The following is a 15,267-nucleotide window of genomic DNA, read 5'->3' as shown; positions in this document are numbered from 1 at the left end:
GTGCATGGCAGCGACGTCGTGGACGCCGATGCGCAGGGCGTGCTGGACGAACCCGCGGTGGATGCCAGCGTCACGTCGCAACCGGGCCGCGTGCTCGCCGTGATGGTGGCGGACTGCCTGCCGGTCGTCATCACCGACGCCGACGGCCAGGTGCTGGGCGCGGCGCATGCCGGCTGGCGCGGCCTGTCGGGTGGCGTGCTGGAACATACGCTGGCGGCCATGCGCGCCAAGGCGCCGGCGGCCACCGGCTGGCGCGCCTGGGTGGGCCCGGGCATCGGTCCGCAGGTTTTCGAAGTGGGGCAAGACGTGCTTGACGCCTTCACGCAAGACGATCCCGCCACCGCGCGCTACTTCACGCCGCGCCCGGGGGTCTCGGGCAAGTGGCTGGCCGACCTCGCCGGACTGGCCGATTTCCGCCTGCGCCGCGCCGGGGTACAAGAGGTGTCCTTGAGCCGGATGTGCACCGTGTCCGAATCGGAACGCTTCTTTTCATACCGGCGCGATGGCGAAACCGGACGCATGGCGCTGCTGGCCTGGCTGGACCCGGATTGATCTAGCGCAAGGGTGGCGCGAGGGCTTGCCACCCGCCCCGGCGGCCTCCTTGTATACCCGCATTGACAGTCCAGGACCCGGAATGCAACATCAATCGAGAAGTCTCGATAACAAGGTGTCGAAGTGAATGCCAATCTCTCCGCCGCAGGGCCCATACCGGTGAGCGTGGCACCGGAAATCCTGGCCGACATTCAGGCCGAATTCGCTCGCGAGTGGCAGCGCCTTTGTGACGATGCCCGACGCGGCGCGCTTGCGCCCCTGGCCGACCGCCGCTTCGCAGGCGACGCCTGGGCTGCCAACGGGTCGCATCTGCTGCTGGCGCACACCTATTTGCTGTCGGCCCGCGCCATGCAACGCATGGTCGACGCGGCCCAGGTCAGCGAACCCATGCGCGAGCGGCTGCGTTTTTCCATCATGCAGTGGGTCGACGCGTTGTCTCCGTCGAACTTCCTGGCGCTGAATCCGGACGCCCAGCAATCCATCGTGGAAAGCGCCGGACGCGCCTTGAATGAAGGGCTGGCCAACCTGCTGGGCGACGTCAAGAAAGGCCGCATCACCCAGACCGACGAATCGCAGTTCGAGATCGGCCGCAACGTGGCGGTGACGCCTGGCGAAGTGGTGTTCGAGAACAGGCTGTTCCAACTGATCCAGTACGCGCCGTCGACGGCCACCGTGCATGAATTGCCGCTGGTGATCGTGCCGCCGAACATCAACAAGTTCTACATCCTGGACCTGCAGCCCGAAAATTCCTTCGTGCGCTATGCGGTCGAACAGGGCTATACGGTGTTCCTGGTTTCGTGGCGCAATCCCATCGCCAGCGATACCGATGGCGTGGACCGCGCGACCTGGTCCGACTACCTTGACGACGCGGTGCTGCAGGCGCTGCGCGTGGCCAGCGACATCACCAAGCAACCCAAGGTCAACGCCCTTGGGTTCTGCGTGGGCGGTACGATGCTGGCGTCCGCGCTGGCGTTGGCCGAGGCTCGCGGCGAACAGCCCGTGGCGTCGCTGACGCTGCTGACCTCGCTGCTGGACTTCCACGATACCGGTATCCTGAAAGTCTTCGTCGACGAAGCGCACGCGCTGCTGCGCGACCACCAGTTGGGCAACGGCGGGCTGATGCCCGGGCGCGACCTGGCCACCACGTTCTCTTTTCTGCGGCCCAACGAGCTGGTCTGGAACTATGTGGTGGGCAACTACCTGAAGGGCCAGAAGCCGCCTGCGTTCGATCTGCTGTTCTGGAATGGCGACAGCACCAATCTGCCGGGGCCGTTCTTCTCCTGGTACTTCCGCAATACCTACCTTGAGAACAATCTGAAAGTGCCGGGCCGCGCGCAAGCCGCGGGCCTGCCGCTGGACCTGACGCGCCTGACGATGCCGGCGTATATATTTGGTTCGCGCGAAGACCATATCGTGCCCTGGGTGTCGGCGTATGCTTCCACGCAAGTGCTGCGGGGGCCGCAACGCTTCGTGCTGGGGGCCTCGGGCCACATCGCCGGCGTGGTGAATCCGCCCGCCAAGAAGCGCCGCAGTTATTGGGTCGCGGACAAGCTGGGGCACGGCCATGACATGCCCGGCGACCCCAACGCCTGGTTCGCGCAAGCGGCCGAAAACGCCGGCAGCTGGTGGCCCGACTGGACGCAATGGCTGTCGGGGCATTCGGGCAAGCAGGTCAAGGCGCGTACGAAATTAGGCAATGCCAAGTACCGGCCGATCGAGCCGGCGCCTGGCAGGTATGTGAAGGTCAGGGCTGCCTGAAGCCGCCATGCGCGGTTGGCCCAGGCCAATAAGAAGTTAATCAACGAGGCGTCCGTCGCACACAGGAGGAAGTCCAATGAGCGGAAAACTGGCTTACGTAACAGGCGGGATGGGCGGTATCGGCACCTCTATTTGCCAACGCTTGGCCAAGGATGGCTTTCGCGTCGTGGCAGGTTGCGGCCCAAGCCGCAATTACCAGCAATGGCTGGATGAGCAGGCAGCGCAGGGCTACACCTTCTACGCGTCGGTGGGCAACGTGTCGGATTGGGATTCGACGGTAGCGGCTTTTGAGCGGGTCACGGCCGACCTGGGGCCGGTCGATGTGCTGGTCAACAACGCGGGCATCACGCGCGACGGCCTGTTCCGCAAAATGACCGCGGATGATTGGCGCGCAGTGATCGACACCAACCTGAACAGCCTGTTCAATGTGACCAAACAGGTCATCGAAGGCATGGTTGAGCGCCAATGGGGCCGTATCGTCAACATCAGCTCGGTGAACGGGCAGAAGGGCCAGTTCGGCCAGACGAACTACTCCACGGCGAAGGCGGGCATCCACGGCTTCACGATGGCGCTGGCTCAGGAAGTTGCCAGCAAGGGCGTCACGGTCAACACGATTTCGCCGGGCTACATCGGTACGGACATGGTTCGCGCCATCCGTCCCGAAGTGCTTGAAAAGATCGTGGCGACTATCCCGGTTCGCCGCCTGGGCACGCCCGAGGAGATCGCGTCCATGACCTCGTGGCTGGCCTCGGATGAATCCGGCTTTTCGACCGGCGCGGATTTCTCGCTCAACGGCGGCCTGCACATGGGCTAATGTTGGGCAGCGGGCCGCCATCGCGCGGCTCCAGGCGCCGGAAGGCCTCGGGGAGAGGGCCTTCCGGCATTACACTCCACCTTATCCGAAGTCTTAGAGATCGCCCGATCCGGGGACACACATGACGCAAGCACAAACCGGCGCCAGCCTGCGCCTGATTAAAAAATATCCCAACCGTCGCCTATACGACACCCGGACCAGCACCTACATCACTCTGGCAGATGTCAAGCAACTGGTCCTGGCCAACGAAGAATTCCAGGTGGTCGACGCCAAGAGCGGCGAAGACCTGACGCGCAGCATCCTTTTGCAGATCATCCTGGAAGAGGAAAGCGGCGGCATGCCCATGTTCTCGTCGAACATGCTGTCGCAGATCATCCGTTTCTACGGCCACGCCATGCAGGGCATCATGGGGTCCTACCTTGAGAAGAACATCCAGGCCTTCATGGAAATCCAGACGCGCATGGCCGAGCAGTCCAAGGGCCTGTACGGCAGCCAGTTCGGGCCCGAAGCCTGGACCCAGTTCATGAACGTGCAGACCCCCATGCTGCAGAACATGATGAACAACTACATCGACCAGAGCAAGAACCTGTTCGTGCAGATGCAGGACCAGATGCAGGACCAGACGCGTGCGATGTTCTCGACGTTCCCGTTCACGCCCGGCAGCACGCCGCCGGGCTCGGGCCGCAAGTAAGTCGCCGCAAGCGGGCGGGCCGAGGCCTTTTCCCGTTGATCCAGAAGCCGGTAGGGCGCTAGCCTCTCCGGCTTTTTTGTTGCCCGGCCAGGTCCCGCCGCCCTTTGACTGAACGCAATAATCCGCCCCTTTTTCGCCCTCTGGGTTCAGGGATATGTCAGTTTTTTTGGTTACATTAATGAAAACGGTTCTTGTTTAGTTTCTCGGAACCGCCATTCATTTGTGTCTCAAGGATTATGCACATGATCAAGAATGCCTTGGCGCTGGCCATCGTCGCTCTGAGCGTGTCCGCCGCGCAAGCGGCCGAATACCCCATCGGCAAGCCGGTTGAGAAGGGCGGCATGGAAATTGGCGCGGTCTATCTGCAGCCGATCGAAATGGACCCGCCCGGGATGATGCGTCCCGCCAAGGATTCCGACGTGCACCTTGAGGCCGACATCCACGCCACCGCCGGCAACAAGACGGGGTTCCCCGAAGGTGAATGGGTGCCCTACCTGGTCGTGAACTTCGAGATCCAGAAGGTCGGCAGCCAGAACGTGCAGAAGGGCACCTTTATGCCCATGGTCGCCAACGACGGTCCGCACTATGGCGACAACGTCAAGCTGGAAGGCCCGGGCAAGTACAAGCTGAAGTACTCGATCCTGCCGCCGTCCGAAAACAAGATGGCCCACTTCGGCCGCCACGTCGACAAGGAAACGGGCGTGGGCCCGTGGTTCGAGCCGTTCGAGCTGGAGTATGAATTCGTCTACGCCGGCACCGGCAAGAAGGGCGGATATTGATCGTGCGCCGCCTGCATCGCGCCGTCGCCGCCGTGCTGATCGGCCTGGCCGCATTCGCCGGCATGGCGCCCGCGCAGGCGGACGAACTGCCGACGTTCACGCTGCGGTTCAAGCCGGACGGCACGTTCGAGCCGGCGACGCTTGAAGTGCCCGCCGGCCGTTTCAAGATCGAGCTCATCAACGAGAGCAACGAGCCGGTGGAATTCGAGAGCATTCCGCTGCGCAAGGAAAAAGTGCTGGGCCCGGGGGTGAAATCCTTCGTGGTAATCACCATTTCCCGTCCCGGCGAGTATCCCTTCTTTGATGACTTTCACCAGAGCGTGAAAGGTACCCTGGTCGTCAAGCCCAAGGAATAAGCGGTAGCAACACATGGAACAGGTCCTCTTTATCGTCTGGCGTGAAAGCGTCGAAGCCATGCTGGTGGTGGGCATCTTGTACACCTGGCTGCGCTCCACGCCGGAAGGCAAGCGCGGGCTGAACTACCTGTGGGGCGGCGTGGCGGCCGGCCTGGCCCTGGCCGTGGCGCTGGCGCTGGTGCTGCTGGGCGTGTCGTCCTGGTTGAGCGACGAGGGCCAGGAATGGTTCCAGGCCATCATGTCGCTGGCGGCGTGCGCGCTCGTCGTGCAGATGGTTGTATGGATGAAGAAGCACGGCCGCACGCTGAAAGGCGAATTGGAAAGCGGGGCGCGCAGTTCGGTGGCCAACGACAACTGGTGGGGCCTGTTCGTGCTGGTGGCCATCGCCGTGGCGCGTGAAGGCAGCGAAACCGTGGTGTTCCTGTACGGCACCGTGTCGGCGGGCGAAGGCGGCAGCGACATGCTGAAGCTGGCGCTGGCCGGCGTGGCGGGCTTCGCGGTGGCCTTGCTGACGTTCTGGCTGCTGCAACTGGGCGGCAAATTGATTACATGGCGCCGCTTCTTCCGTGTGACTGAAATCCTGCTGCTGTTGCTGGCGGGTTCGCTGCTGGTCGGCGGCCTGGACCACCTGATTTCGCTGGACGTGCTCCCGACGATCGTCGATCCGGTCTGGGACAGCTCGTGGCTCTTGAGCGACAGCACCGGGATCGGCAAAGTCCTGGCGGATTTCGCCGGCTACCGCGCCTTGCCGGCACTGATCTCGGTCTTGCTGTGGGTGGCTTACTGGATCGTGGTCTGGGCGCTGCTGCGCTGGGTGGGCAATAAATCCGCCCGCGCGCCGGTCACCGCCCGGAGCGCAACCTGATTCCGACGTGATGCCGGACTGAACAATGAAGGTTTGAACATGGCTGCTGTGCTCGGGAGGGTGACCTCCCGGATCGCCGATTTCCTCCGTGACCATGCCCCGCTGTTGCGCAAGCTGCAGTGGGGCATTGTCGCGATGTACGCGTTTCTTTTGATCGTGCCCGCGATCCTGCCTTTGCCGGACAACACGGCATCGGTCTTCAATAACCTGACGATCGTCGCGCAGTTCGCCTTCTGGGGCGTCTGGTGGCCGTTCGTGTTGATCTCGATGCCGATCCTGGGCCGCGCCTGGTGCGGCTGGCTCTGCCCCGAAGGGATGCTGACCGAATGGGCCAGTGAACGGGGGCAGGGCCGCGCGATCCCCAAATGGATGCGCTGGGGCGGCTGGCCGTTCGTGGCCTTCGCGCTGACGACGGTCTACGGCCAATTGGTCAGCGTCTACCAGTATCCGCTGGCGGTGCTGGCCGTGCTGGGCGGCTCTACCGTGGCGGCCATGATCGTCGGCTGGCGCTATGGCCGCAGCAAGCGGGTGTGGTGCAAGTACCTGTGCCCCGTCAACGGCGTGTTCAACCTGCTGGCCAAGCTGGCGCCTTGGCACTTCAAGGTCGATGAAGAGAAGTGGCGCCATCCTGTCATTCGGATCGAACCCATCAACTGTGCGCCGCTGGTGCCTCTTCGCCATATGAAGGGCGCGGGCGATTGCCACGTGTGCGGGCGTTGCAGCGGCTATCGGGGCGCGATCGAATTGACCCCGCGTTCGCCCGAAGAAGAGATCGTGCATGTCGCGGACGGCGACGCGTGGCAGACCGCGTTGCTGTGCTTCGGGCTGATGGGCATCGCGATCGGCGCGTTCCTGTGGAGCGCCAGCCCCTGGTATGTGACGGCCAAGCAATGGGCCGCCACCTGGCTGGTAGAGCACGACATCATGTGGCCGCTGATGGACAACGCGCCCTGGTTCATCCTGACGCACTATCCGGACGTGAACGACAGCTTCTCGTGGCTGGACGGCGCGGGCATCCTGCTGTTTGTCGTCGGCGCGACGGTCATCGTCGGCGGGGCAAGCTTCCTGTCGCTGTGGATCGCCGATCGCCTGGCGCCCGCCATGAGCCTGCCGGATGCGCGCGCCACGCGCTGGATCCGTCCCGGCGTGCACAAGCTGGCGCAGGCCCTGATCCCGGCGGCCGGCATCGGCGTGTTCCTGGGCTTGTCCGCCACCACGGTCAACCTGCTCAAGCACGAGGGCGTACAAGCCGCCTGGGCCGGCCCGGTGCGTTTCACGTTGCTGACCCTGGCCGTGTTGTGGACCTTGCGTCTCTTCGCGCGCCTGCTGGCGCAGCGTCAGGTCAGCAAAGGGCGCAAGGCCGCCGCGTGGCTCGTGCTGGCGGCCGGCCTGGCGCCGTTCTGCATGGCCTGGGTGCTTTTCTTTGCCATCTGGTAAGCACTGCTTGATGGTCTGACGCGGGGCGCTGCGATACATTGGAAGGCCTTGCCGGATTGGCCGGCGGTCTTCCACTACACGCCTTTCGATGACTTCCTACGCGTTTCGCCTGCTTAACGTTTTCGCGTCCTCCACCTTCAGCGGCAACCAGCTTTGCGTGTTTGAAGACGCGCGTGGCATGGACGACGCCACCATGCTGAACCTGGCGGCGCAATTCAATCTTTCCGAAACCACCTTCATTCTGCCGTCCGACCGTGCGGATGCGCGCGTGCGCATTTTCACGCCTGGCTACGAAATGAAGTTCGCCGGGCATCCCACCATCGGCACCTCGCAAGTGGTGCGCGACCTGCGCCAGACCGGCGATGCGCTGACGCTGGAGTTCAAGGCGGGCGTGGTGCCGGTCGAGGCCCGGGGCGATGCTTGGACTTTTACCGCGCCATGCCCCGACGGCGTGCGCACGGCGCCCCCGGAGCTGGACCGTGCCGACATCGCAGGCCTGCTCGGCCTGGGCGCCGATGACCTGCTGGGCGATCCGATCTGGGTGGATACCGGCGCGGACCAATTGTTGGTGCCGCTGGCCAGCGTCGAGGCCGTGCGCCGTGCGGCGCCGGACGCCTCGAAGCTGCACCGCTGGCAGACCAGCAGCCTGGGCCGCAAGACGCTGTACGTGTTCGCCTTCGACGAGGGCCGTGTGCAGGATGCGCGCCAGGTGGTGGTCGCCCGCTATTTCTTCGCCAAGGCGGGGGGCGGCGTGGATGAGGATGCGGGTACGGGGTCGGCATGCGCCAACCTGGGCGGCTGGCTGATCCACAACAAGCATGCGTTGCCCGCCAGCATTCTGGTCGAGCAGGGTGATCAGATGGGCCGGCCCTGCCGGTTGCTGCTGGATGTGCTGGCCGATGGCCGCATCCAGGTGGGCGGCCGGGCGCTGCAGATCGGCCGGGGTTCGATCAGCATTTGAGGGCCTGCGCGGAGGATCCAGAACCGATGCATTGATCCGGTGCCTCCGAACGCGTGCACGGCAAGATCGGACGCTCAAACGAAAGCGGCGCCTGTGTCAGTCACAGGCGCCGCAGGGCTCTCTAGGCCTCAGTCGGAAACGGTATCCGCGTTACTTCTTGTTCTTGGCCGGGTCGACCTTGATGTTGTTCATGACCTGCTTGACGCCTTCCACGCCGCGCGTCACGGTGGCGGCGTGATCGGCTTCAGCGGAGGTGCCCACCGTGCCGGTCAGCGTGGCGACGCCATTATTGGTTTCCACGGCGATGTCCAGGGCGCTCAGTTGCTTGTCGGCGACGAAGGCGGCCTTGACCTTGGTGGTCACGGTCGCATCGGAGGCGTATTCGCCCACGGACTGCTTGGGCTTGCCGTCATCAGCCGCAAAAGCCATGGAAGTGAAGACAGCGCCCGTTCCCAGTGCGGCGGCGGCGATCAGCTTACGAATTTCCATAGTTGTGCTCCTTAAAACGTAGTGTTCGGCGCGTCGTCCGAGGACGACGCGGACTTGCAGAAATCTTCGGGGGTACGCGTTCTATCAACGTGTCCTATTTTTTCCGGAGGGCGCCGCTCAAGATGGACAAGAGCGCCAGCACCAGGAATACGAAGAACAGGACCTTGGCGATACCCGCAGCGCCGGCGGCAATGCCGCCGAAGCCGAGAACCGCCGCGATGATCGCGATGACGAAGAAAACAACGGCGTAGTGCAACATGTCAGCTTCTCCAGTGGTTTCGACCGATCAAGGCGGTGGGGGCGTTCAGGGATTGCGGTCGAAGAAATCCCGGACTTCCTTTTGCGCTTCATCCTTCGTCTTGCCGTAACGCTCCTGGATCAGGCCAGCCAGCCGTTCGGCGTTGCCTTCGGTACGGGTCAACTCGTCGTCGGTGAGTTCACCCCAGGCCGCTTTGGCCTTGCCGGTCAGTTGCTTCCACTTGCCGGCGATGATGTCGTTATTCATGGTGACCTCTCTCTGTCTGCGTGCGACACAAGGCTTATGGCCTATAAGTCCTGCAATCGCGGTTGAGTTGGACACTGATCAGCTAGCCCCTACCGTACGAGCCGGCCGGGAGGCCTGTCAAACCTGGCTGTGGGTAAATGTAACGGCGCAAAGTGCGATATCTGCGCGGTTCTCCGTCGGGCCGGGCTATCAGGAGCACCAGAAGCGGGAGTTACATTTCCGCAATGTTTTGTCCCCTTTTGATCGGGGCTGGTAACGGGAGGTGCGGCGAAGTCACGGCGCGGCTGCGCTGGCTGCCGTGGACGAGCCCCGGTATAGTCGCGGTGGAACCCGCCGAGCGGTTCATGACAGGGAAAGGGAGAGGGGCACGCATGACGCAACGACTTTGCAGCGCTATCTTGTTGACGCTCGCCGCCATGGCGGCCATGGGGTGCACCCACGTGACGGACCGCTATCAGGCCACGGCGCCTGTCGAGGCCTCCCACGGCTGAGATGGCGGGGCAGGGAACGACGGCCGCGGCGGTCGCGCAGCGGAAACGACGGCACCGCGAAAACCATCACGTGCCGTTCAGTCGACAGGTAAGCGGCACAGCAAACGGGGCGCCAGAGCGCCCCGTTTGCTGTGCCGCAACGGCCTTGGACCATCGGGGAATCAACCCTCGGCGATGCGGCGGGCGATGTGATCCAGGGCCTCTTCCACCTGATCGACCAGGATCAGGCACAGGTCGCCGGGCGCCAGGCGGCCGAGCGCCGTGTCGATCGCCAGGAATTCGCCGTGGATCTCTTCGATGTGCGTCGTGCGCGGCGCGCCGACCAGGCCTTCCTGCAGCAGCGCCAACACTTCACCGTCGGCGCGGCCGCGTTGGCATTGGTCCTGATACAGCAGCACGTCGTCGAACGCGGCGCCCAGGATTTCGGTCTGCATGCGGATGTCTTCATCGCGGCGGTCGCCCGCCCCGCTGATGACGACCGAACGGCGCTTGGCGGGCATGGCGTCCACGGCACGCACCAGCGCCAGGATCGCGTCCGGATTGTGGCCGTAATCGGCGATCACCGTCGCGCCGCGGTGGTCGAACACGTTGAAGCGTCCGGGCGCCGTCTGGGCATCGTTCACGAAGGTGGCCAGGCCGCGGCGGATGGTGTCCCAGTCCAGGTTCAGCGCCCAGGCGGCAGCGATCGAAGCCATGGCGTTTTCGACCTGGAACGTGATCGTGCCGTTGCGCGTGAGCGGGATGCCGGCCAGTGGCAGGCGGACTTCTTCCGCGCCTTGCGCCGCGACGATCGCATCGCCGTCGCGGTAGACCGAGCGCAGGCCCTGCGCGCGATGGGTGGCCAGGACAGGATGGTTGCGGTCTTCGGCAAAGTAGGTGATCGAACCCGGGCAGCTTGCGGCCATTTCGGCCACGATGGGGTCGGCGGCGTTCAGCACCGCGGTGCCCGACGGATGCACGTGCTGCACGATCACGCGCTTGACCACGGCCAGGTCTTCCACCGTGCTGATGTAGCCCAGGCCCAGATGGTCGCCCATGCCGATGTTGGTGACGATGGCCACGTTGCAGCGGTCGAACGCCAGGCCTTCGCGCAGGATGCCGCCCCGCGCCGTCTCGAACACCGCGGCGTCCACATCGGGGTGCATGAGCACGCTGCGTGCGCTGCGCGGGCCGCTGCAGTCGCCGGTGTCGATGCGCAGGTTGTCCACGTAGACGCCGTCGGAATTTGTCATGCCGACGCGGTTGCCGGCCGCGCCCAGCAGATGGGCGGTCAGGCGCACTGTCGTCGTCTTGCCGTTGGTGCCGGCTACGGCCACGACCGGGATGCGGCCATCGTCGCCGTCCGCGTACATGTTGGCGATGATGGCCTCGCCCACCGCGCGGCCCTTGCCGAACGAGGGGGTCAGGTGCATGCGGAGGCCGGGCGCGGCGTTCACTTCGACCACGCCGCCGTGCTGGTCTTCCAGCGGGTAGTGCACGCTTTCGGCGACGACGTCCACGCCGCAGATGTCCAGGCCGATCATGCGGGCCGCGGACACGGCGCGCGCCGCCATTTCGGGGTGCACCTCGTCGGTCACGTCGGTGGCCGAGCCGCCGGTGCTGAGGTTGGCGTTGTTGCGCAGGAAGATCAGCGTGCCCGGGGGCGGCACGGAATCGGCGGCGAAGCCCTGCTTTTTCAAGGTGGCCAGCGCGATGTCGTCAAAGCGGATCTTGGTCAGCGAAGTGGCGTGCCCATCGCCGCGCAAGGGGTCGGCGTTGACCTGGTCCACCAGTTGGCGGATGGTTTGCTGCCCGTCGCCCGTAACCTGGGGAGGATCGCGGCGAGACGCCGCGACGAGCGCGCCGCCCACCACCAGCAGGCGGAAATCGTGGCCCGGGATGTAGCGCTCGACAATGACTTCCGAGCTGACTTCTTCGGCCACTTCAAAGGCCTGGATGACGCGTTCGCGTGTTTCGATGTTCACGGCCACGCCGCGTCCCTGGCTGCCGTCGCGGGGCTTGACGACGACGGGGCCGCCCAGCTCTTGCGCCGCTTCCCAGGCTTCTTCCGCCGTGGTCACCGAACGGCCCATCGGCACTGGCACGCCGGCGGCGTCCAGCAGCATCTTGGTCAGGTCCTTGTCCTGCGCGATCGATTCGGAGATGGCGCTGGTCAGGTCCGTTTCGGCGGCCTGGATGCGGCGCTGCTTGCTACCCCAGCCGAACTGCACCATGCTGCCCTGAGTCAGGCGGCGGTAGGGGATGTTGCGGGCGACGGCGGCGTTCACGATGGCGCCGGTGCTGGGCCCCAGGCGCACGTCTTCGTCCAGTTCCCGCAGGCGCTTGAGCGCATCGGCGAAGTCGAACGGCGTGTCGTCCAGCGCGGCGCGGACCAGCGCTTGCGCCAGTTCCATCGCCAGCTTGCCGACTTCCTCTTCGCTGTATTCGACCACCACCTGGAACACGCCGGGTTCAATCGTGGACGAGGTGCGGCCGAAGGTCACGGGGCAGCCGGCGTGCGCCTGCATCGTCAGTGCGACGATCTGCAAGACGTGGGCGATCGACACGGCGTCTTGATGGCCCTCGGGGCGCATCAGGCCGATCTGCGGCAGCCGCGCGCGCAGGCGGGCTTCGAACTCGGGCAGGTTGTCGATGGAACACTCGGCGTCGGCGCAGGAAACGATGGCCTCGATCGCGGTGTTCTTGCTCCACAGATTGGGGCCACGCAGGGCTCGGATACGGGAAACTTCCATGGCAGGTATTCCTGTCAGTATTGTTGAATCCAGCGGCGGACCAGATCGATGGTGGGGCCGGAGAATGCTTCGTCGGATTGCAGCAGGGCGAAGTCGCCCGCCGCGATGCCGTGCAGCACGCTCTCGATGGCCTTGCCATGGTCGGGCTCATCCTGGATGTCTTTCACGCGGCTGCCTTGCGACAGGCCCTGGCGCAGCAGCGCGCGCGCCTGGCCCTCGGGGCGCTTGCTGTTGACCGTCTTGTCGTCGTAGAGCACGACGCGGTCGAAGGCGTCGCCCAGCAAGCGGCCTTGTTCGATCAGGTCCGCGTCGCGGCGGTCGGCGCCGGCGGAATAGACCACGGCGCGGGTCGCCGACGGGAACTGGTCGATGGCGGCGATCAGAGGGCGCAGCGCCGAGGCGTTGTGCACGTCGTCCACCACCACCGTGCCGCCGTTGCGTTCGAACAGCGTGAATTGCCACGGCGCGTCGGCCTGGTCGATGTCGAAGGTCTCGATGCCGGCGCGGATCAGTTCCACGGGGATGTCCAGCGCCCACGCGGAGCCCACCGCGGCCAGCACGTTTTCAACCTGGAAGGCCACGCGGCCGCCATGCGTCAACGGGATCGCGGCCACGTCGGCCAGCCGTTCTTCGCGAGCGCCCTGCGCCAGGATGATGCTGCCGTCGCGCACGAACACCGCACGGCCGTCCTGCTGTAGATGGGCGGTGATGGCGGGCAGGGCGGGGTCGATGCCGAAGAAGATCACGGCGCCGTCGCAGAGCTCGGCCATTTCCACCACGCGCGGATCGCGCGCGTTGAGCACAGCGGCGCCGGTGGGCAGGACCACGTCGACCTGCGTGCGAAACACATTGAACATGCGCTCCGTTTCGTTGATGTCGAAGTCGCCCAGATGGTCGGCGTCGTCGATGTTGGTGACCACGCCCACCTGGCAGCGGTCATACGCCAGCCCTTGGCCGAGGATGACGCCGCTGTCGTTTTCGATGACGGCGGCGTCCACGTTGCGGTTCATCAGCAGGCGGGTGCCCGACGCGAAGTCGGCGCGGTCGCCCTTTTGCACCAGGCGGCGGTCCAGGTAGAGCCCTTCGCTGCAGGCCAGGCCGGTGCGCTTGCCCGACAGGTGCAGCAGGCGGGCCACCAGGCGCGCGACCACGGTCTTGCCGTTGGTGCCGGTGACGCCCACGATGGGGATGCGGCCGGCGTCGCCTTCGGGGAACAGATGATCGACGATGGCGCGGCCCACCGGGCGCGGCGTGCCGTCGGCCGGCTTCAGGTGCATCAGCAGACCCGGGCCGGCGTTGACTTCCACGATGGCGCCGCGCTGCTCGGCAAGCGGCCGGGAGATATCTTCGGCCACCAGGTCGACGCCGGCGATGTCCAGGCCCACCACGCGGGCGGCCAGCGTCACGGTGGCGGCGATGCTGGGATGCACGCGGTCGGTCACGTCGAAGGCGACGTTGCCGCTGCGCTGCACCAGCACGCGCTGGCCTTCGTCGGGCACGCTGTCTTCGGACAAACCCTGGCGCGCGATCTCCAGGCGGGCGGCGGAATCCAGGCGTACCGGATTCAGCGGATGGTTCTCGGTGCGGCCGCGTCGCGGGTCGGTGTTGATCTGGCTGTCGATCAGCTCGGTGATGGTCGACTTGCCGTCGCCCGTCACCCAGGCCAATTCACCGGCGGCGGCGGCCACCATGCGGTTGCCCACCACCAGCAGGCGGTGTTCGTTGCCCAGCACGAAGCGCTCGACGATCACGCCGCTGCCTTCATCCACCGCGACGCGGTAGGCGGAAACGACTTCGTCGCGGGTCGTCAGGTTGGTGAAGACGCCGCGGCCGTGGTTGCCGTCATAGGGCTTGACCACGACGGGCAGGCCGATGTCTTCGGCCGCTTCCCAGGCGTCGTCTTCGCTGCGCACCAGGCGGCCTTCCGGCACCGGCACGCCGCAGGTCGACAGCAGTTCTTTCGTCAGGTCCTTGTCGCGCGAGATCCCCTCGGCGATGGCGCTGGTGCGGTCGGTCTCGGCGGTCCAGATCCGGCGCTGGGCCGAGCCGTAGCCGAACTGTACGAGGTTGCCCTCGAACAGGCGGATATAGGGAATGTCGCGGTCGTCGGCGGCATCCACGATGCACGCCGTGCTGGGGCCCAGGCAGTGCTTGTCCACCAGGCTGCGCAGTCGGGCGATGGTGGCGGGCACATCGAACGGGCGGTCTTCGATGGCCGCCATGACCAGGTCGCGCGCTTCGTTCAGGGCGGTGCGGGTGACCTGTTCCTGCCAGGCGCGTACGACGACCTTATAGACGCCGCGGGTCGAGGTCTCCCGGGCTTTGCCGAAACCGCCGCGCAAGCCGGCCAAGTTCTGCAATTCCAAGGTGACATGTTCAAGAATATGGCCCGGCCAGGTGCCTTCTTTCAGACGGGCCAGGAAGCCGCCGCGCACGCCGGGGCTGCAACGGTGCTCGATCAGGGTCGGCAGCCAACTGGACAGGCGCTCGTAAAACCCGGGAATGGTGTTGGACGGAAAATCCTCCAGTTCACCAATATCCACCCATGCTTCAAGGACCGGGCGATACGTCCAAATGTTCGGGCCGCGCAAAGCCACGACATCGAGAAATTCAATGTCTTTCTTTTTCATGTTTTAATTTACTTGAGAAGCAGGTTGGCACGCGCGGACGCCCCTATGCAAGACCGCGAATTTATTGGCGAATTTGTGGGGATGCGCCTTAAGAATAATGCCAACGAGTGGGGGATCCCAGATATTCCTAATTAGAAAAATCGGCTGATACTATACGACGCCTTCAAGGCGTGAACTTGTTGTGTTGTAAGGAAGGGACACGTTTGC

14 protein-coding genes are annotated in these 15,267 nt (G+C 64.9%); 9 read left to right on the top strand and 5 right to left on the bottom strand.

Going from position 1 to position 15,267, the window contains the following annotated elements; all coding sequences use genetic code 11:
- The 9 genes from pgeF to HG262_RS11080 all read left to right on the top strand — a co-directional run.
- Nucleotides 1-552, top strand: a 552-nt coding sequence (gene pgeF, locus HG262_RS11120; protein ID WP_169271067.1) for a peptidoglycan editing factor PgeF, incomplete at its 5' end; no start/stop codon positions are given.
- 123 nt (nt 553-675) lie between these two features.
- A complete protein-coding gene (gene phaC / locus HG262_RS11115; RefSeq protein ID WP_169271066.1) occupies nt 676-2,310 on the top strand; it encodes a class I poly(R)-hydroxyalkanoic acid synthase in 1,635 nt (544 codons plus the stop codon).
- Nucleotides 2,311-2,386: 76 nt separating this feature from the next.
- Complete coding sequence (gene phbB / locus HG262_RS11110; RefSeq protein ID WP_169271065.1) at nt 2,387-3,124, top strand: acetoacetyl-CoA reductase; 738 nt, start codon at nt 2,387-2,389, stop codon at nt 3,122-3,124.
- A 121-nt stretch (nt 3,125-3,245) separates the two neighbouring features.
- Nucleotides 3,246-3,815 (top strand): polyhydroxyalkanoate synthesis repressor PhaR, encoded by a 570-nt coding sequence (gene phaR, locus HG262_RS11105; protein ID WP_006222902.1) that lies wholly within the window; start codon nt 3,246-3,248, stop codon nt 3,813-3,815.
- A gap of 242 nt (nt 3,816-4,057) precedes the next feature.
- Complete coding sequence (locus tag HG262_RS11100; protein WP_169271064.1) at nt 4,058-4,594, top strand: iron transporter; 537 nt, start codon at nt 4,058-4,060, stop codon at nt 4,592-4,594.
- Nucleotides 4,595-4,596: 2 nt separating this feature from the next.
- Entirely contained in the window at nt 4,597-4,950 is a 354-nt protein-coding gene (locus HG262_RS11095; RefSeq protein ID WP_169271063.1) for a cupredoxin domain-containing protein, read from the top strand.
- A gap of 13 nt (nt 4,951-4,963) precedes the next feature.
- Nucleotides 4,964-5,815 (top strand): FTR1 family protein, encoded by an 852-nt coding sequence (locus tag HG262_RS11090; protein ID WP_169271062.1) that lies wholly within the window; start codon nt 4,964-4,966, stop codon nt 5,813-5,815.
- Nucleotides 5,816-5,854: 39 nt separating this feature from the next.
- Nucleotides 5,855-7,252: a 4Fe-4S binding protein gene (locus tag HG262_RS11085; protein ID WP_169271061.1), complete on the top strand. Its 1,398-nt coding sequence runs from the start codon at nt 5,855-5,857 to the stop codon at nt 7,250-7,252.
- A gap of 88 nt (nt 7,253-7,340) precedes the next feature.
- Nucleotides 7,341-8,213, top strand: coding sequence for a PhzF family phenazine biosynthesis protein (locus HG262_RS11080; RefSeq protein WP_169271060.1), 873 nt, complete (start codon nt 7,341-7,343; stop codon nt 8,211-8,213).
- 150 nt (nt 8,214-8,363) lie between these two features.
- Here the strand turns inward: HG262_RS11080 and HG262_RS11075 are convergent, their stop codons facing one another.
- From HG262_RS11075 to cphA (HG262_RS11055), 5 genes are all read right to left on the bottom strand, one after another.
- Nucleotides 8,364-8,702, bottom strand: a complete 339-nt coding sequence (locus HG262_RS11075) for a BON domain-containing protein (protein ID WP_169271059.1) — start codon at nt 8,700-8,702, stop codon at nt 8,364-8,366.
- Nucleotides 8,703-8,796: 94 nt separating this feature from the next.
- Nucleotides 8,797-8,961, bottom strand: coding sequence for a DUF1328 domain-containing protein (locus HG262_RS11070; protein ID WP_006222909.1), 165 nt, complete (start codon nt 8,959-8,961; stop codon nt 8,797-8,799).
- Nucleotides 8,962-9,006: 45 nt separating this feature from the next.
- The gene (locus tag HG262_RS11065; protein ID WP_006218180.1) at nt 9,007-9,207 is read right to left on the bottom strand and encodes a CsbD family protein; all 201 of its coding nucleotides are present in this window, start codon (nt 9,205-9,207) and stop codon (nt 9,007-9,009) included.
- A 652-nt stretch (nt 9,208-9,859) separates the two neighbouring features.
- Entirely contained in the window at nt 9,860-12,430 is a 2,571-nt protein-coding gene (gene cphA / locus HG262_RS11060) for a cyanophycin synthetase (RefSeq protein ID WP_169271058.1), read from the bottom strand.
- Nucleotides 12,431-12,444: 14 nt separating this feature from the next.
- A complete protein-coding gene (cphA, locus tag HG262_RS11055; RefSeq protein WP_169271057.1) occupies nt 12,445-15,060 on the bottom strand; it encodes a cyanophycin synthetase in 2,616 nt (871 codons plus the stop codon).
- Nucleotides 15,061-15,267 lie beyond the last annotated feature (207 nt).

The organism is Achromobacter sp. Bel (assembly GCF_012928505.1).
Lineage (GTDB): Bacteria > Pseudomonadota > Gammaproteobacteria > Burkholderiales > Burkholderiaceae_B > Achromobacter.
Note: the sequence above shows the minus strand (reverse complement) of the source record. Positions and strands in the feature narration are given on the sequence as shown.